This window comes from Candidatus Rickettsia tasmaniensis (assembly GCF_036857515.1).
GTDB classification, from domain to species: Bacteria; Pseudomonadota; Alphaproteobacteria; order Rickettsiales; family Rickettsiaceae; genus Rickettsia; species Rickettsia rickettsii.
Map to the genome: position 1 here is coordinate 25,030 of NZ_JAQCNX010000014.1, position 21,209 is coordinate 46,238.

Here is a 21,209-nt window from a genome sequence, read left to right on the forward strand (position 1 = left end):
ACCTCTCACAAGTTAATTGATTTTAAAGATATAGTAATTAAACCTCTTTTATAGCTTCAACGCAAGCAAAAATTGCTATTTTTAGTATTTCATTAGCTGTTGCTGTAGCTTGAAGTATTTGAACGGGTTTTTCAAAACCGTTTGTTATAGGACCTATAAAGCTGTTTGACGAAAATTCTTGTAACAACTCAGTAGAAATAGCAGCTGAATTTAAACCAGGCATAATTAATACATTTGCAGATCCTGATAATCTACAAAATTTATATAATTTACGTAAATCACCATCTAAAGCCACTTTAACCGACATCTCTCCGTCATATTCAAAATCTACCTTCATGCCACTCAGCTCTTCTTTGTCTTTGCTAAAATTATCTAGTATATTTACTGCTTCACGAATACGAGCTGTTTTTGCCTTAGAAGAATTACCGAATGTTGAAAAAGAAAGAAGTGCAACACGAGGCGTGATGCCCATATTTTTAGCAATTTCCGCAGTTTGGGTTGCTATTTGTGCAAGTTCCCAGCTGTTTGGATATTCTGTAATACAATTATCGGCAATAATAATATTATTATCTTTAGCAATCATAATTGAATAGCCAAGGATGCTACGATTAGTTTTTGGTGAAATGACTTTCATGATATCTTCTAAACTATCGATATAACTTTTCGTAACACCGGTTAAAAGAGCATCACCGTCACCGCATGCTAACATACAAGCAGCGAAAATATTCTTATCAGTTTTAACAAGCTTTGCACAATCACGGTATAAATAACCTTTTCTCTGAAGTCTTTTATATAAATAATCAGTATATTTCTTTAAACTATCGCTTAAGGCCGCATTCATTATTTGAATTCCGTCTAAGCTAATATCTTGACCTATCTTTTTTAACATAGCCTCAATTCGTTCAACACGACCAATTATAATCGGATGACCGTATTTCTTGTCTCGCATCATAAGAGCGGCAGAAATTACTTCTTCTTCTTCACCTTCAGCAAAAACAATCCGTTTAAGCGGTGCATTATGAATTTTTTCAGCTAAGAAATTCATATAGTTAGCAGTAGGATTTAATCTGCTACCTAATTCTTTCTTATATTTACCTATACTAAAATCTTTAACCCTAGCAACGCCGCTTTCTATTGCAGCAACGGCAACTGCCGCTGCTACTACGGTAATTAAACGAGGATCAAACGGTACAGGAATGATATATTCCTTACCAAAAACCATCTTACGCCCTGAGTAAGCTTTATACACCTCTTCCGGTACAGGTCTACGGGCTAAATCTGCAATGGCTTTTGCTGCAGCTATTTTCATTTCCGTATTAATAGTCTTAGCTCTTACATCTAATGCTCCTCTAAAAATATAAGGAAATCCCATAACATTATTAATCTGATTATTATAATCAGATCGCCCTGTTGCTATAATCGCATCATCGCGCACAAGTTTTATATCTTCCGGAGTAATTTCCGGATCAGGGTTAGCCATAGCAAAAATAATCGGATTACTTGCCATTCTACTCACCATATCTTTAGTTACTGCCCCTTTTACCGATAACCCTATAAATACATCAGCGTTATTTAAGCTTTCCGCTAAAGTTCTAAACTTGGTATCACTTGCATATAGCTCTTTCCATTTATTCATACCTTCTAGGCGTCCTTTGTAAACAACACCTTTAGTATCACATACAATAATCTTTGATTTATCGGCTCCAAGAGCAATTAATAAATCAATGCAAGCAACAGCTGCTGCACCTGCTCCGTTAACTACGATTTTTAAATCTTCAAGCTTGCGATTAGTAAGATACGCAGCATTTATTAGCCCTGCGGCGGTAATAATCGCTGTTCCATGCTGATCGTCATGAAAGACCGGTATATCCATTAAAGATTTTAATTTTTCTTCTATAATAAAACATTCCGGAGCTTTAATATCTTCAAGATTAATACCCCCAAAACTATAACTGAGATACTTCACAGCATTAATAAATTCTTCAGGGTCTTCCGTATTCACTTCCAAGTCAATTGCATCAATATCAGCAAATTTTTTGAATAGTACCGCTTTACCTTCCATCACCGGCTTTGAAGCGGCAGCTCCTAAATTACCAAGCCCAAGTACGGCAGTACCGTTAGAGATTACGGCAACTAAATTACCGCGAGCAGTATATTTATATACATCCTCTAAATTTTTAGCAATTTCAAGGCAAGGAGCCGCAACCCCTGGGGAATAAGCAAGTGATAAATCTTGCTGAGTAACTAAAGACTTTGTTGCAGAGATAGCGATCTTACCAGGCTTATCTTTTTCATGATATGCAAGGGCCTCAGCATAATTTATTTTATTCATTTCATCCATTTTAGAAATTCCTGTTTTATTTGTTTATTTTGGTTTTTTGTCATTGCGAGCAGACGCAATAGGCATCGACGAAGCAATCTCAGGCAACATTCCTGAGATTGCCACGCTCCTTTCAGTCGCTTGCAATGACGTGGTAAATTCACCCCATTATATACATAATAATTGATATAGTGACTACCGAGAAAAAAGTAGTAAATGTTATAATCGACGCCATAGAATCAGGATCACCGTCAAGTTGACGAGATAAAACATAAGCCGTACTCGCACATGGAAGGCAGCTATATAATATTCCTACCGATCTATCTAATCCGTCAATAGACATTAACCATAGTACTACTACACTAACTAGAGGAAATGCAACTAATTTAACAAAGCTTGTAAACATTACATTATGTAAAAGCTCTTGTCTAATAGTAAAATTAAGCCCTGCCCCAACATTTAGCATACCGATAGCTAAAGCGGCATTAGAAAGGCTATCTAACGTTTTCTTAAGCCCTAAATGTAATTCAAGATTTGAGTAATTAAAAACGAATCCTACTAAACTTGCGATAATTAACGGATTACGCACAATTAATTTCATCATTAAAACAAAACTAGTGCTAATAGTATTAGTAACGGATTTATTAGGGATATAATAAGCGAAAATCATTACCGATAAAATATTGGTAAAAATAATCATATAAGAAGAAATAACGGCAACGATTGAAAGCCCGCTAGAACCAAGCAAGGGGCTACTTACCCCAAAAAAAATGTAGCTATTATAACGAATCGATCCTTGAAAAATGGAAGTAAATTGGACTTTATCTATGTTGTATTTTTTTTGGTAAATTATAAGACCGATTGATACAAGAATAGTGGATATAATAAGAGCCACTAATAATTTAATTATGGATGCAACGCTTAAATCGGCAGTCGATACGTAATTAAACAGCATGGCAGGAAATAGTACAAAATACGATAATTTCTCAATACCACGCCAAAATTCTTCTGAAGTTAACCATTTATTTTTGATAATACTACCAAGCAGTGTAATTAAAAAAATAGGTAACGTACTACAAAAAATTTCATTCATTTGTTAATAGTTTTTATTTTAACGTCATTGCGAGGAGCGAAGCGACGTGGCAATCTCGTCAAACTTCCTGAGATTGCCACGTCGCTTCGCTCCTCGCAATGACGCTTAGATACCCATGCGGGAATGATATATAGGCTACAACTGCCCTTCAACCAGCTTTTTCATTTCCTGCACCCCGTAAAGCTTTATAAAAGTCCCAAGTCTTGGACCTTCATTCTGTCCAAGCAATATTTGATATAAATCTTTGAAGTAATCACGCAGATTTTCATATCCTGCTTTCATTCCTATATCATATATTGCTTTCTGAATTGCTTCAGCTTCGGTTTGATCAGCTATATCAGATAACATATTTAATATATCCTGCAAAATAACCTTATGCTTTTCAGAAGGAGATAAATATGATTTATGTGCTTTAATAAAGTCATTATAATATCTTATAGCAAACTCTGCTAAATGGTCAAGATAAGGGTTAGTATTTGGAGTTGCTTTTGGCTCATATTTGCTAATAAATCCCCAAAGCACCGATTTATCCGAAGGATTACACACAGAAGTAAGATTTAAAAGCAACGAATAGGTAATTTCAAAAGTCTCAATTTTCGGTACATTTCCGTGATGGATGTGATAAACGGGATTTGCAAAACGCTTTACCCTATCCTCTTCTAAATGATACTTCTGGTTAAAAGTAATATACTCATCAACATTTTTAGGAATTACATCAAAAAACAAACGCTTAGCTCTAGTCGGATTTTGATACATAAATAATGCCATACTTTCAACAGGAGCATATTTAAGCCAATCATCAACGCTAATACTATTACCTTTTGATTTTGATATTTTCTCACCGTTTTCATCTAAGAATAACTCATAACATAACTGCACCGGCGGCTTTCCTCCTAGGACTCGACAAATTTCCGAATAAAGACGAGCATTTGCCAAATGGTCTTTGCCGTACATCTCATAATCGACTTTAAGCGCAGCCCAACGCATACCAAAATCCGGCTTCCACTGTAATTTGCAATGCCCTCCCGTTACTGGTACTTCTATATAATTACCGGCTTTGTCTTTATACGTTACAGTGCCTGCTTTAGCATCCCATTTCTCTATAGGTACTTGCAGTACCTTACCTGTTTTCGGACATATAGGCATGAAAGGTGAATAGGTAGCCTTGCGCTCTTCTCTAAAAGTCGGTAGCATTAGCTCCATTATCTCGTCATATTTCTCAAGCACCATTATCAGCATCTCATCAAACATACCAGCTTTATAACAGTTAGTACTGCTATAAAATTCATACTCAAAGCCGCATTTATCAAGGAATGAGCGAAGCTTTGCATTCATATAATGCCCATAACTTTCACATGCACCGAATGTATCAGGGATAGAAGTAAGCGGCATATCCATATACTGTGCCACCATTTCAGGATTTGGGATATTGCTAGGTACTTTACGAAGCCCGTCCATATCATCGGAAAAGCAAATTAGTTTAGTCGGAATATCGGATAATTGCTCAAATGCTTTCTGTACCATCACCATACGGGCATTTTCACCAAAAGTACCGATATGAGGTAAACCTGAAGGACCGTAACCCGTTTCAAATAATACATACCCCTTCTCAGGAATTTTACCGTTTAAGCTGTCTAATATCTTCTTAGCCTCAACAAAAGGCCACGCGTTTGACTTAATAGCATCTTCCCAAATTTCTGACATTGATTTTTCTTGCACTTTAATTAATAATCAGTGACAATATACTAAATTTATTTATTTGTAAAATATCAAATTAAACGCCATCATTGCGAGGGACGAAGCGACGTGGCAATCTCATCAAACTTCCTGAGATTGCCACGCTCCTGGCAGTCGCTTGCAATGACATTAAGAACAAAAAAACCATGCCAAAAACCATGCCATTTAATACTATTATAAATTACATCAGAAAAGATAGCTATAAAGTTCTACATTTAGGACTGATTGCAATTTCTATAATAGCACTTGCTACCGCTTATATTGCTGAATATATATGCCATTATACACCCTGTCCTTTATGCGTTTACGAACGATTTCCCTATTTAACCCTAATCAAAATTTGCTTAACTGCTTTAATCATCCGACAGTTAAGTAAGTATACTTTAATATTCATTTTCCTAACTATCCTTAGCTCTTGCATATTATCAACCTATCATAGCTTCGTAGAAAGAGGCATAGTACAACCAAGTGCTCTTTGTTCATCAATGATTCGTATCCCGAAAGGCTTGTCTATACAATATATCAAACAAATGTTCTACTCGCAGCCAACCACGTCCTGCACGAAACCCGCCATCAAAATCTTTGGTATTTCTATGACAGAGTATAATCTACTCTTAAATATCGGTCTTCTAATCTGTTTACTCCTCGTTTGGTTTTATCCAAAATCTAATAAATAGTTAAAAATTAACTATTAACTTGCAAAAATTAAATGCAAAAATTAAAAATATTGTGTATAATGACAATTCCAATATTTTTATATATATTTCAATTTTTTAAGAATTAGTTAGGAATTGTATAAAAATAATAATTTCAACTAATTTAAAAAAGAGAAAAAACTATGATGAATGATCATGAAAACAATCTATTCGCAACACTCGCTTTTGGTGAGCTTAGCGAAGTTCAAGCTTTATTAAAAAAAGGCATTAATCTTGACGAACACAAAAATGCACGTGGAGAAACAGCATTACACCATACATTATTTACAGGATATATGGACAGAACTAAATTATTACTTGAACATAATGCTAGTCCTAATATTAAGGATAATTACGGACAAACGATTTTACATAAACTCATATAATTTAATTCTATAGATAAAATGGAATTTTTACTTCAAAATGCTACTAATATTGATTTAGAAATAAAAAATCATTACGGCTTTACTCCTTTATATTCTTCAGTATTTGATGAAAATATTAAGACTGCCAAGCTTTCACTTAAAAATGGTGCTGATGCTAATTTTGGTTTCACTCCTTTAACAAGCATAATGCAAAGTCAAACCATCACACCAATTGAAAAGCAAGGATTAATTGAGATTTTACTTCAACATGGTGCAGAAATAATAGTAGATAACAATAACCCTCCTGAAAGAGTTTGGACATTTGAGCATTTAAATGTAAATCAAGAGATTATACTTAAATCTTTATTAACTTATAATAAACCACTAACCTTTAATAATATCTCTAATAATTTTTCAACTATTAATAATGTTAATATTGATGAGATAAGACCTAAAGCCATATTTGAACTCAAATATTCAAATGATATTCATCATAAAGTAGTAAATAACTTTCTTAAAGATGCGATAGTTAACTCAGATAATAAAACAGGAAATAAAAATTTCCTAGACAGTTACAACAAATACAAAGGTTTTTTAAAAAAGAATTATGATGAATATAAATATCACATGGATAATAACCTTCCATATTTTCACTCCCCAATTACTTCATTAAGAATATTTGAAGATCCTACTTTTACAAAAAAGCTTGAAAGTATTGCCACATTTTTTAACAACGATACACAATCCTTAGAATATAAAGCATTCAAGACACTTTTATCTTTACATCCTAGTTTTAAAATCATGGGTAGTGATATTATATTAAAGGAAGTAGCAACAAGTAAAGAAACAGAGGAAAAACTAAATATCACATTTGATATGAAAAGTACCGAAACAACCTCTTATTGGACTGAAACTGCAGAGCAAATAATTTATGATTCAGCTAATCTTTTTGAAACTGAACTAACAGGCGATATTGCTTAATTCTTATACCATTCCTGTGGAAACGCATGAGTGTCAACTAAGAATCTATGTCATTCCTGCGAAAGCAGGAATCCATTAACCTCTAATATCATCCCGCGACTTGATCGCGGGATCCAGTCTTTTTTAATTTTTTTCTGGACCCCGTGGCCAAGCCACGGGGTGACAGTCATTTTATGGATACCCGCTTTCGTGGGTATGACATTGAGTAAGACTGCTCTTAATTTGACACCCATGCACGGAAGCGGGAATTCAGTCACTAAAAAGTATAAACATACTAAATTTTTAAAATTAAAAACTCAAATAATTTCGCTTTTTTTCTAGATTCCCGCTTCCGCAAGAATAACATCACTACAAATATTAAATTTTATTAATTAATAATTAAAAAATTAATTGTTAGCTTGCAGAAATTCAAATATTATGTATAATGCTCGCACGACAAAATAATATTTAAACATAAAGGAATATTTATATGATGAATCAACCAACAAATAATGCTAATTACAGACTTCCAGACGGTAGTACGGTAGTACGGTTTTACATAATGCAGCACGTATAGGGAATGTAAATAATGTTAGACTTTTACTTTCACAAGGTGCCGATGTTAATGCTTTAGATGCTAAAGGAAAAAACCTATAGATTATGCATCTAAACCAGAAATTAAAGAAATACTAACTGATTCCGCTAATGCACGCTCAGCACTGCCTGAATTCAAAGCAGAACAAAAGCTTGCTGAGATGAAGAAAAATATTAAGAATGAGGATGATAAAAATAAAATTATCAACGGATTAATTATGAATCCTGAATTTTATTCTGATATAGATGATGTTACAAAAGAGAAATTAATAGAAAAACTTTTTAATTATAATATTAACGATAATACTCCAGTAATAGCTCCGGTAGCAGCACCAGCACCGGCACCGGCACCAGTAACAAAACCACTACTTCTACAGAAATAGCAGCAGAGGACAATGTACGTGCACCAAACCCTGAAATATACGACACCTTAATTGAAGCTGAAGACAACCGTACACCGTTTAGTATAGCAGCCTCAGCCGAAAATGCAAATATTGTTCAAAAATTAATTGAGCAAGGTCATGATGTCAATGCTAAGGATGAAAAAGGAAATACGGCATTATTTTATGCAAGCACTAAAGAAATAGTTAAAATTTTATTAGACGAAGGGACAAGTTCTGAAGTTGAGCATGAATATCTATACTCACCTATACATTATGCGGCAACAATAGGAAATAAGAAGCTTTTTACTTTTTACTTGAAAAAAATGTGGATGTTAATACTAAAGATGGAAAGGGACGTATACCTATACATTATGCGACTTATTCTAAACAGCACGAAATAACTCAAATTTTATTACAACCCGGCAGTGAAATTGATACAGTAGACAATTATGGCGGCACACCTTTTTTCTATTTGCTACTAAAGCATGAATCAGGTCAAAATAAAACGTTACTGGACTTCTTTTTAAATAATAACGTTAATCTTAACATTAATGCGTGTGGTGAGTCAATTTTTAATCACGCACTAACATCGAGAGATAAATGGTTACTTAAGAAGTTAATATCTAAAGGTGCTGATATAGGACAAGGCGTTCTATTGTGTAATCCATTCGATCACAGTATAGCAGAACTTGTAAAGATAGGTGTTGATAAAGAAAAGATAGTTTATGCATTAAAAAATATAATTCTCATATTAATGAGCAATTAAAAATTAACACCATACAAAAATACTTGGGTGCAAAATCAGCCAACAATTATAAAGACATGGATGTTAATGATTATAATTATGATTTACCGGATGAAGAAGGGTTTGCAAAAAATACACACGAAAAATTATTAAAAGATGTTATGCAACGTCTTAAAAACGGTGAAGATAAAGATGGCATTATTAATACATTAATTGAGATTAGTATTAATGAAGATACAAGAGCAGAGTTAATAGAAAAAGTTTTAAATTATAATGTTAATGATAATAATCCTGTAGCAGCTCCAGCATTAGTTACTCCTGTAGCAACCCCTATAGTAGTACCGGCTCCATCAACTTCAACAGCAGAAAAGTTATCGGCTGAAGTGAAGACACGCCTTTACAATAGGGAAAATAAGGATGATATTATTAATTTCGTGCTTCTTTATCAGACTACTAACGAGAATGTAAAAAGTGAGTTAATAGATTAGATTTGTGAATATTCTTTCGGTACTGAATTAACCGAACAGATAGGTGCAGATATTCAATTTTAATTTAAAATCTCTTTAAGTTCTTTTAAAGAAAAACCCGGTGGTTTTAGGTAGTCTAGTACTACCTTACCACTATCTAAGACTATAAGCCTTTTGCTGTAATTTACGGCATCTTCTAAATTATGCGTGATCATAACGGAAGTTATCTTATGTTTCTCTATAATCTCTGCTGTCTTTTTCATCACTTCCAAAGAAGCTTTCGGATCTAAATTTGCCGTATGTTCGTCTAGAAATAATATTTTAGGTGGATGAGCTATGCTAAGTGCCAGCAGTATAATCTGCTTTTCTCCACCGGAAAATTTACCTAATGGCTGTGAAAGTAAAGGCAAAAAGCGTTTAGGCAAACCTGTAAGCTCTAACAACTCGCTACTTGTTAACCGTTCATTACTAGAGAATCTACTTTCCTACAAAATGATATTTTCTTCAAGGGTTAGCTCGGTAAATAGCCTCTCTTTTTATAGAACTCAACGAAATAAACAATACCATCCCTAAAATAAGCTTAAGATTTATGGGATCGATGCCAATTCGGAGTAAAAAGTCCAGAGCAATAAAGTAAAATAATCTACCTATCAAACAAGAAAATATCTCTTTAAACGCATTAAAATTATTAGCATGGATTAAAATATGACGTCCTATAACAATTACACCGATACCGACTAGTGCCACCCCGAAACCCATATTAATATCGGCAAAACCATTTACTTGTGCAGATAAAGTACCGGTTAAAGCAGCCAAACAATTACTTATGCTAAAACCGATAGTACGGTAAAGCTCGGCAGGTTTTCCTAAATTAATCAATAAATCTTTATTAAAACCAAAAGCACGAAGAAATAAACCGAGCTTACCTTTTAATAAAATTATAACTGAACATATAATAAGACAATTGATTATTACTAAAGGTATTAACCAATTTTCGAGATCTAATATAGATAATAGAATACCAAGAACCGATATATTAGGACGCTGCATAATTTGTAAGTTAACCGAATAAAACATAAAACTTGTAAGTATTCCGGCTATAAGCCCGTTAATGCGGTTATTCTTCTGCATAAAACTAAACTATACTGCCTATAATTCCGCCTCTGCTATTACGGCAAATATTAATGCAGGAAATAACCCAAATGAAAGGCTGCGGGCAAACACTGCCGCACCAAGTACATAAGTACCGTCTACGGTAAGATCGGTAATTTTGAGAATCCGATAACTTATATACATCCCTAAAATAAGCGGCAGCATTATTAAGGATTGCTCAAGAGCAGTAACTAAAATGTTCATGTTACTACTCTTCAAGTTCTTTACGCGTGAAAGGAAGTACGGATAAATTTTCTTTAGTAAGAATATCTTGTTTAACAAATGATTTAAGGTTAATAAATAAAGTTAAGTCTTTCATATCCCCAAATGGAATATCTTTCGGTTCTATTCCTTGTAAGATTTTTTTTGCCATTAAACCTGCTTCTACGCCTATTTGCTTCTCTTGTACTCCTACCGCAATAGTTGCCCCGCTAATTACCGAACCTTCATCGGAAGCAATTATCGGAATACGGCGTTTAAATGCTTCTTGCTTTAAAATATTAATCCCACTGACTATTAAATGATCTTTCAAAATTATAAAACTCTGCGTATTTTCAGGAGCATTTTTTACAGCCACAGGCATATCATTGAAATTTTGTATCATTACCGTGTGCAGAGAAATATTGTTTTTTCCAGCATATAATTTTAACATTTCTACTTCAGGTATAACTTTCTCGCCACTGCTATAAATTAAAGTGATATTCTGTAAAAAAGGTAATTTACTAATGGTGTCAGTGATTTTTATCTCATCGTTAACACCGGTAACTAAAGGTAGGTTTTTACTATTAATCATAGCAGCAGCACAAACAATCGGTTTATTTGTTATATGAGAAATAACAGTTTGGCTGGCTGTCGTGCCTATTGGAATTATTACATCAATATCCTGATCTGTTATTTGCTTTATAATGGCAAGTAAAATATTAGAATCAGCATAAGCATTTTTAACTATAATTTCTGCATCTATATCTTTTAGCGACTCTTTAATTCCTGATATAATCTTAGTCATTACGGCATGTTCAAGTGGAACAATGACTGCTACTTTTTTTTGATCCGCATAAACTGCAGCTGTGATGAATAAAACAAAAAGAAAAGAATTTTTGAAAAATATTAGAGATAAACATTTTAATATCCCATTATAAGTTATAATTTAATAATCAAAATTTAAATTTGCATATAGCAAACACATAAACACAAAAAATTATCTACGCCAACGCTAATTTTGTATTAAACTATTAACCTTTAAAGATATCATAAATATTTTTAACTGTAGAAATATAAAGTAAAGATAAAAAACTTATCTTTCTTTGACTAGAAGCTAAATAGTCAAGAAAGCTCTACCTTAGAGGCTATCTGTAAATAAGTTTTAATTGGTAATTAAAACTTATTTACAGATAGCCTCTTAATTTTAATGTTTAGCACCATTTTAAGATTATGACAATAACCAATAAATAGTATTGCCTAAAAGAATTACTTGAGATAGCCTATACTTCGATGTCATGACCGCTTTTGCGAAACGTTATTATTGCATAAAGTTGTTGCACGGCTACAAAAAACCTACTCGATGTCATCCCCGTATAACATTGTTGCATGGATCGAAAAATGTATTTGGTGTCATACCGTGGCTTGACCACGGTATCCATAAAAGTAAATTAAAAATACTAAATTTTTAGTATTTTAAATTGGATCCCGCGATCAAGTCGCGGGATGACAGGGGTGGAATCGATCCACGCAGGAATGACCTAAACAGGCCATTCATCCTCTTAATGACGATTCAGTACCCATGCAGCAAGGCTTACAAAATGAAAAAGGAATTCATTTCTTAAACTATGCATTTTCTGTTTGTTCTAATACCGTTTGCCCTAGTAATTGCGATAGAACATCTTGACCTGCTTTAGTCCAACTTACAGGTAGCTCTTCGTTTGGTAAACCTGTACCATAACGATCATTAAATACTCTAACTGCTTGCTGAGTAAATTGATCAAATGTACTTGTGGATTCTACTCCATAGCCATATTCTTTTAAATTTTCCTGTAAAGTATTAACTTTTTCTCCAGTACTATCAAGACTTAATAATAATTCACTCTTTTGCTCTTGCGTAGTCTCAAAATATATACCAAAACCAGCTTCAGCTAATTCTTTCCAAGGAAATTTTGATCCAGGAGCTATATGAGCATTTCCTTCTCGGTTTACAGTTACTTCACTAAGACCGACTAAATCATGTTTTAAATCTAAATTTGGATATCTTTCTGCTACATCCTTAAGAAATTCTTTTAATTTCCCTATTTGCTCTTCAGGAAAATCACTTTTTGCATCATTAATAAGCATGACTCCAATACCAAACTTAATTAACACCTACTTCTCCTTTCCAACTACTCTTGCCTGCATAAAAAGCTTGATCTGTTAAATCATTATGATATTCTTTTTGAGTCCCATCCTTATCAATTATTTAATGAACACTTGCACCTCGCTCATCCAATACTTCACGAACAGCCTTAATATCCTTGCTTACAGAATAAGTAATTACTACACAGTTAGGTTTTACTCCTTCCGGTCTTGGAGCCATATATTTACCGTTTGGACTATTGGTATTACTAATACCGTTATTTTCGATAGCCTTACTTTTACTCATAAACTTCCTCCAATATACTTAATAATTGTTGACGGTTCAGAATTTACTAAACCTTAACAAGGGTTAATACTTTGGTAATGCTAAGTCAATGAAAATTTAAATATTATTCACAAGGTATCGATACTGATCTGACAAGTTCAATGATCATTTTTCTAATATTTGGATTTTGTACTCTAGTAAATGCTCTAGTTAACGATAAAAGTGCTCTTTCCATAATCCTTGATAATTCTTTATAATCAAAAGAGATGTCATGTTCATATTGCCCTTCTTCTTCAGCAATATTATTTAAGAAATCACTTTCTATTTCTTTGAATAGATATTCAATTTTATTATTAGGAGTATTTTCATCGTCAGCTTTTAACTTGGAGAGCACTAATATCTAAAAAGCTTGCCCTAATTCTTTTTGGCTAATACCTACAGCAAGACGTCGTTCTTTTAAACGTTCACTTGCGAGTTTGTCTGGATGTTTTATTGAATCATTCATTTTAACAATAAGCTTTAATTATTAAAAATTAAATATAATAATGCTAAAACCCTTTGGTTATCAAGAATCAAGGCTAATAAATAATTAATTAAAAGTATAAAAACGATGAGTAATAGAATAGTAAAATTACCGAATTGCGAGAATATAGTGGAAGAGATTAGTTTTTTAGGAATTAAACCTTGAGTATAATTTATTTCATTTAGATTTAGTTTTTTTATTGTTCTGCCAAAAGGATCTACTATAGCTGAAATACCGTTATTCGCTACTCTAATCATAGGTAAACCGTTCTCTACGGCTCTACTTCTACTAATATGAAAATGCTGATATGGACCGCTTGATTTACCATACCATGCATCATTTGTAATATTAATTATTACATCGGCTATTTCATTATTCGTCCGTACAAAATCAGGAAAAATAGATTCATAACAAATCAAAGGTTTAATTTTAAGATTATATTTTTCAAGATAAACAAGCCCTCCGTTTCCTTCTTTATAATCAATTAAACCATGAGTTAATTTTTTAAACGGTAGTATCTTTTTAAGGGGCATATACTCACCGAAAGGTACTAAATGTGATTTATGGTATTCAAATAATTTATGATTATTTTTATCGAGAGCATACATAGCTGAGTAAAGTTCAAACTCATCACCTTGTTTTTTATTATCCGAAATTCCTCCTGTTATCAAAATAGCATTTGTAGAATTTAGCATTTTTAATAATTTTGATTTAACTTGCGGTATATCATCAGGTACTACTAATGCTGCCTCAGACCAAATAATTAAATCGGTAGGTTCCAAATTTTCCGATAAATTAATATGTAGCATTAAATTATGCCAAAATTCTTCTTCATTCCATTTTTCGGTTTGAGGTATTGAAGGTTGCACTAATCGTACTTTTATATCAGTGAAATTTGTATGGTTATTACTTAGCCTTACTGCTCCGTAAATGACAATTATGGTTAATACTAGGACTGAACTAGCTAGTAATATTTTTAACTGAGTAAATTGCTTGCTAAATAAAGGATAAGCTGATGTAGAAATATATATAACTATAAAACTAAGCCCATATATCCCTATTATACTTAAAGGCTGTATTAAAATATCTGAAAACGAAAAAGCATAACCGATCAAATTCCAAGGAAGACCGGTAAAAATCCACGAACGTACCCACTCAAATAATACCCAACATAAACAGAATATAAATTGGTAATATTTATTATTTTTAGCAAAAAAACTAAGCGTGCAGCTTGCCGATATAAAGCAAGCTAAAACTATAGGTAGTCCAAATAACGCAAAAGGAATTGCCCACCAAAAATCTGCAATATAAACGCTAACACCGATACTTATCCAATATATTCCACTTAAAAAATGCCCAAAACCGAATAAATAACCAAATTTTGTGGCTTCTTGCCAATTTTCGGATTTTTGAACTATATAACATAAGTAAGATAACGTTAATAATGCCGGTATAAAGAAAGTCGGAGCAAAAACTAAACCGCTTAATATCCCTAGCAGTAAACATATGATTTTAGGTTTATACATTTTTATCGATTATTTGTTTACAAAATAATACATCATGCTATCATTTCAGCAAGTTTTAATATAATGAGTAAACAAATGACTACAGGATTACTACAAGGAAAAAAAGGCTTAATTACAGGTATTGCAAATAATATGTCAATATCGTGGGCGATTGCACAGCTTGCTAAAAAACATGGAGCAGAGCTATGGTTTACTTATCAATCGGGAGTACTAGAAAAACGAGTTAAACCACTCGCTGAGGAAATAGGTTGTAATGTTGTTAGCGAACTGGATGTTACGAAGCCAAAATCAATTAGTAATTTATTTGATGATATAAAAGAGAAATGGGGTAGCTTCGATTTCTTACTTCACGGTATGGCTTTTGCCGATAAAAATGAATTAAAAGGACGTTATGTTGATACTAGCTTAGAAAATTTTCATAATTCTTTACATATATCATGTTACTCTCTTTTAGAACTCTCAAGATCCGCAGAAGCCTTAATGCATGACGGCGGAAGCATTGTGACATTAACTTACTACGGCGCTGAAAAAGTTATGCCTAATTATAACGTTATGGGAGTAGTCAAAGCTGCACTTGAGGCTAGTATAAAATATCTAGCAAACGATATGGGAGAAAATAATATTAGGGTAAATGCTATTTCGGCAGGACCTATCAAAACTTTAGCATCTAGTGCAATAGCTGATTTTAGTACTATGCTTAAATCTCACGCTGCAACCGCACCGTTAAAACGTAATACTACCCAAGAAGATGTAGGAGGAGCAGCAGTATATTTATTTAGTGAATTATCTAAAGGTGTTACCGGTGAAATCCATTATGTAGATTGCGGTTATAATATTATGGGAAGTAATAAATTATAAATTATTGTAGGGATTAATGTCATTCCCGCAAAAGGCTTGCTTGTGTGGACCAATAAAATCTACTGTGTCACCCCGTGGCTTGACCACGGGGTCCATAAAAACAATAAAAAATACTAATATTATTAGTATTTTAAGCTAGATCCCGTGAATAAATCATGGGATGACAACTGTATTTTTCAAGTCACACAACAAAATCATCACAATCCATGATTTCTTTTTTTGAGGTGTTCAGGTTTTGGAGGAACAGGCGGTTTTTTAGATTTTGCCTGAACCTTTTTAGCCTCTAACTGCAATGCCGGATTATTTAATCTATTTAACTCTTTTGAGATTTGTTTTAACTGTTCTTGTACTTCTATCTTTAAAGGAGTATGAGAATTGTTCATTTCACTATTTATTATTGTGCCTATTTTCTCAAGATTTTCTTTAGAAATGGAATATGATTTTATACCTATATAATTAACAATCTTTGACCACCAAGTTTGTCTTTTATCTAATCCTTGATATATTACATCTACTAAATCATTTTTTTTGAATGTTAATATATAATCAGAAGCTCCTTCTAAGGATTTAGATAAATGCCTTTTTATTTCTCCTTGTCTCTTATCTTCAATATTTACTTTTTTGTCTTTCTCGAGTTTTGTTATTGCTTTTTCAATTATTGAAGATATCTTAGTTTCTTTTCCTTCATGTGCTTTATTTTCTAAATTTTCTTTGGTATTAAAATTTATATTAGTTCCTATTTTAGCATCTACTAATTGTTTAGCATACTTACCGTTAGGATCTTGTATTTCTCGCTCTATCTCAGCAGATTTTAAACCTAATTTTGTATATATATCTGATTCTCGGAAAAGTGGAGCATATAATAAAAAATTAATACTTTGAGCTATTCTACTATCTATCAAATCTTTAGAATCTCTTTTGGGATAAAATTTTTCTTGTAAAATACGATAGTGATCTAATATTTCCTGTGTTATATCTTTTATATCAAGAGATTGTAATTCTCCTTTATCATTAAATTTTGCTTTCATACCTGAGCGTTTGGCTTCCAATAATAATATTTCTTGAAAAACTTTATTATTAGGAGTACGACAAACGAAATTAGGATCGTTATCCGGCATTAATTCATTTGCATTTTCCATTATTGCTTGATTGAGTTTATGTAATTGCTCTTTATTAAGCTTTTTATCTAACAAACTTATAAAAGCTTCTCTTTGTTTTTGCTTACTTGCAGTACTAAAAGCCTGCTGCATCTTTTGCAAAACACCAAAATCAAAATTTCTGTTACCTATTTCTTGGATAACTAAATTTGCTAAATTTTTTGTTTCAATATTCACTGTTCCTTTTTTATTTTTTGTAGCCATATTTAGTATTAATCTCACTTATAATTATTTAAATAATAATGATAGATCAAATTAATTTCTAGATGTTTTTACTATATTTATAATCAAAACTTTAAGACAGTATCTAGCAAGTCATACTAGTCCTTAGCTATTACCCAAAATTTCTATTGATTCTATTGTTTCATTATTCGATTGACTATGCATTACTAAATCTAAAATATTTGAAGATGCTAAATTGCTAATATAAACACCTTGTACATCATTTAATACATAATCAACCACTAATAATTTAGAATCAGCAGAAGTTCCATATAATGACATTTTTGCCTCAAATAATTTTTTAAATGTATCTAATTCAAGTAATTCTTCACATACAGCATGTTCTTTAATATCTCTGCTTACAAATAAACCCATTATGCTTCGTGCTAAACTATTTTTAATATAAAATTCTTTTAAGCATTCAATAAAATTTTCAAAAAAATTTAGTTCTTCAAAAGGAATTTGAAAATCAGGTAATAATTCTTGATATAATTTTTTCTGCAATTCCTTTTTTTCAATTAGTTCTTCAAAAGGAATTTTGAAATCAGGTAATAATTCTTGATATAATTTTTTCTGCAATTCCTTTTTTTCAACTAGTTCTTCAAAAGGAATTTGAAAATCAGGTAATAATTCTTGATATAATTTTTTCTGCAATTTCTCCTCCTCAAATTTTTTCAAATAGAAATTATCAATTAATAGCTTGTAAAGCTCAAGTACCCTACTAGGAAAGTTAATTTTCAAAGTTCCTTTTTTATCAATTTCTACAGTAAACCTGTTTTCTTTTGCTTCTAAATATATTAGATCTCGAAATATACTATCCTCTTTTGTTCTACGAAGTAAAAAAGCTGCATCTTTAGAATCAACTAAATCTAAAGCATGTTTCATTATTTTTGCATTAAGCTCATGTAACCTATTGTTAGATATCATCTCTTCTGCACCTGCTAGAAAAGATTTTTTATCATCTATTTTTAATTTCCTTAAATTTTCTAGAACTTCTAAAGTTATTGCTCCTTGTTGAATTTTTTTAAGTAACTCATAATAGTTGCCAAATTCTACTTCTTGATTTTTGTATCCTAACCCGGCATAAACATTGCATCCTGATTCTTTCTTTTGAGCTAATCCAGAATATTCTTTTTCAATTTCTTTAGGTTTACTAATACAAGAAAGCATAATGTCTTTTAGCTTCATATAATTTATTCCTTACATTAAAAAGGAATATTATATTTAGTTAAGAAATATTAACAAGTACTTTATAGAAGATTAAGATAAATTATGATTGAGAGGATGATGCAACAATGCTTTTTTGAGATGATTAGTTTGAAGATGAGTATATATTTGGGTAGTAGATATATCAGCGTGACCAAGCAGCTCTTGAATTACTCTTAAGTCTGCTCCGCCCTCAAGCAAATGACTTGCAAAACTGTGACGTAATATATGCGGAGAAATATACTCAGGGTTAAGTCCTGCATAAAGGGCAGCAGATTTTAACAGAATAGCAAAATTTTGCCTAGTCATATAACCCGCTAAAGCTGATGAGGGAAATAAATAAATTAGATTGCTTGGTTTAGCTTTATTCACAAAAACATCTCTAATTGCAAGATATTTAGCAATACTGATAACTGCCTGTTCATTTATTACTATGACTCTTTCCTTATTACCTTTACCAAGTACCGAAAATATTTTTCTTACTTCTCCTTTAGACGTTTTATTAGTCAGAATATCAGCAAGCTTAAGACTAACAAGCTCCGAGACTCTAAGACCGCTAGCATAAAGCAAATGCATCATAGCATTAAGCCTGATACCTTCAGGAGAATTATCTTGAGAGCAATGTTCAAGTAACGATTTAATTTGATCTATAGATAATATTTTGGGAAGTTTATTTTGATATTTGGGCAAATCTACGTTAAGAACCGGATTAAAAGCGGTATGGTTTTCGCTAATTAAAAATTCATAATAACTTTTTATAGTTGAGCTTTTTCTGTTGATTGAGCGTGTTTGCAAATCATTACTTGCTAGATACTCAATCCAGTCTCTAATATTCTCAGTAGTAATATTTAATTCGGATAATTTTTGTTTAGCAAGATAATTTTGAAAATCGAATAAGTCACGCTTATAGCTAAGTATGGAATTTTTTGACAATGCTCTCTCGGCTAAAAGCATTTCTAGGAATTGCGCAATAAATTCCATAAGATGTTTTAATTTCTATAATGGAGGCCAGGGTCGGAATCGAACCGACGAATAGAGGATTTGCAGTCCACGGCATTACCACTTTGCTACCCAGCCTAATCAGTGTCATACCACAATCCTATGTCATTCCTGCGAAAGCAGGAATACATAAACGGATAATTGTATTTTTACTGGATTCCCGCTTTCACGGGAATGATATGAATACTACCAACATCCATACAAAAAAGCAACTATTTTTATATTAAACTCCTAATCCTTGCAGGATATTTAAACGATTTATCCTTCATAAAATTCAAGAACTGGCTAACTGAATCTACTATATCGTCATTTTTAATATGAGGAAAATTCAGTAATTCCTTTAAAATTATGCTTGATTGTTTAGGTATTAGAACACTAGCTGATTGAAATAAAGGCACTACCGAAGCGAATCTTGTAACTTTATCAAAGCTTGGCTTAACCCCTATCACTCTAATATTACCACCTAAAATCCTATATCTTGAATCAATTATTGACCACTTGCTTTATCTTCGATTAATATAAATTTTGGCTGATATTCTCTAGCTAATTTTTCCGTCAAATTCTTAAGCTCAGGATAATTAATTTTTTTCCGTACTAATGATACTAGATAATATTTCTGTTCAAGAATCCCCCATATAGTGCAAACACTATAATCGGAATCTTCGGAAATCTTAATTGCCGTATCCCAGCTTTGCACAAAATAATCAAATCTTGAAGGTAGATTTTCATAAAAGCTAATATCTTCCATATTCAGTAACGATGACCTTTGTGCTATCGGTTCTTGTAAATATTGAGCATTATCATTATAGCTACCTATTTCCTGCTCTAATTTCATTAAACAATCAGGAGGTTCTTTATAGCTGTCTAATACTTTACCACTAAGATATTGATATTCTTTATTCATTAATTTAAAGGAGTAATCTTGAATGCTAATAGCCGGAATTTTTAAATGATGCCATGAATTGCTATTATTAAGTAGATAACTGGATAAATCATCCGTATGCAGACGCTGCATAATTAAAACTATCGCTCCCTTATTACGATTATTTAGTCTGCTAACAAAAGTTTGCTCAAACCAATCTATAACTTTCTTACGTATTTTATAAGAATGAATTTGCGTGGGGTTATGAGGATCATCGATAATTAAGATATCACCGCCCTCACCTGTTGCCGATCCTCCAACCGATGTTGCAAATCTAAAGCCATTAGCTGTCGTTAAAAACTTACTTTTTTGATTATGGGGTTTACTAAGGATAGTACTTGGGAAAAGTTCTTTATACCAATCAGAATTTAAAATGAACCGACAATCTAGTGAGTGTTTAATGCTAAGTATTTGAGAATAGCTGGCAACCATAATCCTTTTGGTAGGATTAACCCCCAATAAATAAGCAGGCCAAGCAACGCTAACACAAATAGATTGTAAGCTCCTTGGCGGTATATTAATTATTAAACGATTAATATCACCGCTTTGCACGGCATTTAAATAATCGGTAATTATTCTTATATGCTTACTTGGATAATACTCCGCTCCAGGATTAATAATATTAAATACCTTAATCATAAAACTATGAAAATCCTGTCGTAAAATAGAATTTAAGA

18 protein-coding genes, 1 tRNA gene and 5 pseudogenes are annotated in these 21,209 nt (G+C 32.3%); 9 read left to right on the plus strand and 15 right to left on the minus strand.

The window, feature by feature from the left end; translation table 11 throughout:
• Positions 1–37: 37 nt before the first annotated feature.
• The 3 genes from O6R16_RS03320 to O6R16_RS03330 form a co-directional block, all read right to left on the minus strand.
• Positions 38–2,341 carry an NADP-dependent malic enzyme gene (locus O6R16_RS03320; RefSeq protein ID WP_499680004.1) on the minus strand — a complete coding sequence of 768 codons (2,304 nt, stop codon included), beginning with the start codon at positions 2,339–2,341 and terminating at the stop codon, positions 38–40.
• A 139-nt stretch (positions 2,342–2,480) separates the two neighbouring features.
• Positions 2,481–3,413: an AEC family transporter gene (locus tag O6R16_RS03325; RefSeq protein ID WP_499680005.1), complete on the minus strand. Its 933-nt coding sequence runs from the start codon at positions 3,411–3,413 to the stop codon at positions 2,481–2,483.
• A 135-nt stretch (positions 3,414–3,548) separates the two neighbouring features.
• Positions 3,549–5,117 (minus strand): lysine--tRNA ligase, encoded by a 1,569-nt coding sequence (locus tag O6R16_RS03330; RefSeq protein ID WP_499680006.1) that lies wholly within the window; start codon positions 5,115–5,117, stop codon positions 3,549–3,551.
• A gap of 191 nt (positions 5,118–5,308) precedes the next feature.
• Between O6R16_RS03330 and O6R16_RS03335 the strand changes: the two genes are divergently transcribed.
• The 8 genes and pseudogenes from O6R16_RS03335 to O6R16_RS03370 all read left to right on the plus strand — a co-directional run bounded on the left by O6R16_RS03335 (position 5,309) and on the right by O6R16_RS03370 (position 9,360).
• Positions 5,309–5,827 (plus strand): disulfide bond formation protein B, encoded by a 519-nt coding sequence (locus tag O6R16_RS03335; RefSeq protein WP_499680082.1) that lies wholly within the window; start codon positions 5,309–5,311, stop codon positions 5,825–5,827.
• Positions 5,828–5,988: 161 nt separating this feature from the next.
• Positions 5,989–6,231: an ankyrin repeat domain-containing protein gene (locus O6R16_RS03340; RefSeq protein ID WP_499680007.1), complete on the plus strand. Its 243-nt coding sequence runs from the start codon at positions 5,989–5,991 to the stop codon at positions 6,229–6,231.
• Positions 6,232–6,249: 18 nt separating this feature from the next.
• Complete coding sequence (locus tag O6R16_RS03345) at positions 6,250–7,191, plus strand: ankyrin repeat domain-containing protein (RefSeq protein WP_499680008.1); 942 nt, start codon at positions 6,250–6,252, stop codon at positions 7,189–7,191.
• A gap of 552 nt (positions 7,192–7,743) precedes the next feature.
• On the plus strand, positions 7,744–7,827 hold the full coding sequence (locus tag O6R16_RS03350) for a hypothetical protein (protein ID WP_499680083.1): 84 nt from the start codon (positions 7,744–7,746) through the stop codon (positions 7,825–7,827).
• Positions 7,828–7,925: 98 nt separating this feature from the next.
• Positions 7,926–8,147, plus strand: a complete 222-nt coding sequence (locus tag O6R16_RS03355; RefSeq protein ID WP_499680095.1) for a hypothetical protein — start codon at positions 7,926–7,928, stop codon at positions 8,145–8,147.
• 83 nt (positions 8,148–8,230) lie between these two features.
• The gene (locus O6R16_RS03360; RefSeq protein ID WP_499680084.1) at positions 8,231–8,548 is read left to right on the plus strand and encodes an ankyrin repeat domain-containing protein; all 318 of its coding nucleotides are present in this window, start codon (positions 8,231–8,233) and stop codon (positions 8,546–8,548) included.
• Positions 8,473–8,913, plus strand: a complete 441-nt coding sequence (locus O6R16_RS03365) for an ankyrin repeat domain-containing protein (RefSeq protein WP_499680009.1) — start codon at positions 8,473–8,475, stop codon at positions 8,911–8,913. Before O6R16_RS03360 ends, O6R16_RS03365 begins: the two co-directional genes overlap by 76 nt.
• A gap of 23 nt (positions 8,914–8,936) precedes the next feature.
• Positions 8,937–9,360, plus strand: a pseudogene (locus tag O6R16_RS03370) (hypothetical protein).
• A 79-nt stretch (positions 9,361–9,439) separates the two neighbouring features.
• Here the strand turns inward: O6R16_RS03370 and O6R16_RS03375 are convergent.
• The 6 genes and pseudogenes from O6R16_RS03375 to lnt all read right to left on the minus strand — a co-directional run.
• Positions 9,440–9,895 (minus strand): annotated as a pseudogene (locus tag O6R16_RS03375) (ATP-binding cassette domain-containing protein); the annotation flags it as partial.
• A pseudogene (locus O6R16_RS03380) lies at positions 9,864–10,715 on the minus strand (ABC transporter permease). The pseudogenes O6R16_RS03375 and O6R16_RS03380, both read right to left, overlap by 32 nt.
• A gap of 4 nt (positions 10,716–10,719) precedes the next feature.
• A pseudogene (locus tag O6R16_RS03385) lies at positions 10,720–11,632 on the minus strand (ABC transporter substrate binding protein).
• A gap of 703 nt (positions 11,633–12,335) precedes the next feature.
• A pseudogene (locus O6R16_RS03390) lies at positions 12,336–13,140 on the minus strand (N-acetylmuramoyl-L-alanine amidase).
• A 103-nt stretch (positions 13,141–13,243) separates the two neighbouring features.
• Positions 13,244–13,513 (minus strand): hypothetical protein, encoded by a 270-nt coding sequence (locus O6R16_RS03395; protein ID WP_499680010.1) that lies wholly within the window; start codon positions 13,511–13,513, stop codon positions 13,244–13,246.
• Positions 13,514–13,638: 125 nt separating this feature from the next.
• Positions 13,639–15,168, minus strand: a complete 1,530-nt coding sequence (lnt, locus tag O6R16_RS03400; protein WP_499680011.1) for an apolipoprotein N-acyltransferase — start codon at positions 15,166–15,168, stop codon at positions 13,639–13,641.
• Between the two features lie 75 nt (positions 15,169–15,243).
• Here lnt and fabI point away from each other — a divergent pair, with 75 nt between their 5' ends.
• Positions 15,244–16,026, plus strand: a complete 783-nt coding sequence (gene fabI, locus O6R16_RS03405; RefSeq protein ID WP_499680085.1) for an enoyl-ACP reductase FabI — start codon at positions 15,244–15,246, stop codon at positions 16,024–16,026.
• A 197-nt stretch (positions 16,027–16,223) separates the two neighbouring features.
• Here the strand turns inward: fabI and O6R16_RS03410 are convergent, their stop codons facing one another.
• The 6 genes from O6R16_RS03410 to O6R16_RS03435 form a co-directional block, all read right to left on the minus strand.
• Positions 16,224–17,387 (minus strand): DUF5410 family protein, encoded by a 1,164-nt coding sequence (locus tag O6R16_RS03410; protein WP_499680012.1) that lies wholly within the window; start codon positions 17,385–17,387, stop codon positions 16,224–16,226.
• A 123-nt stretch (positions 17,388–17,510) separates the two neighbouring features.
• On the minus strand, positions 17,511–18,593 hold the full coding sequence (locus O6R16_RS03415) for a DUF5410 family protein (protein WP_499680013.1): 1,083 nt from the start codon (positions 18,591–18,593) through the stop codon (positions 17,511–17,513).
• 72 nt (positions 18,594–18,665) lie between these two features.
• Positions 18,666–19,592: a site-specific tyrosine recombinase XerD gene (locus tag O6R16_RS03420; RefSeq protein WP_499680014.1), complete on the minus strand. Its 927-nt coding sequence runs from the start codon at positions 19,590–19,592 to the stop codon at positions 18,666–18,668.
• Positions 19,593–19,613: 21 nt separating this feature from the next.
• Positions 19,614–19,688, minus strand: a tRNA-Cys gene (locus O6R16_RS03425).
• Positions 19,689–19,828: 140 nt separating this feature from the next.
• Positions 19,829–20,059 (minus strand): hypothetical protein, encoded by a 231-nt coding sequence (locus O6R16_RS03430; RefSeq protein WP_499680015.1) that lies wholly within the window; start codon positions 20,057–20,059, stop codon positions 19,829–19,831.
• A 38-nt stretch (positions 20,060–20,097) separates the two neighbouring features.
• Positions 20,098–21,171: a phage terminase large subunit gene (locus O6R16_RS03435; RefSeq protein ID WP_499680016.1), complete on the minus strand. Its 1,074-nt coding sequence runs from the start codon at positions 21,169–21,171 to the stop codon at positions 20,098–20,100.
• Between the last annotated feature and the right edge of the window lie 38 nt (positions 21,172–21,209).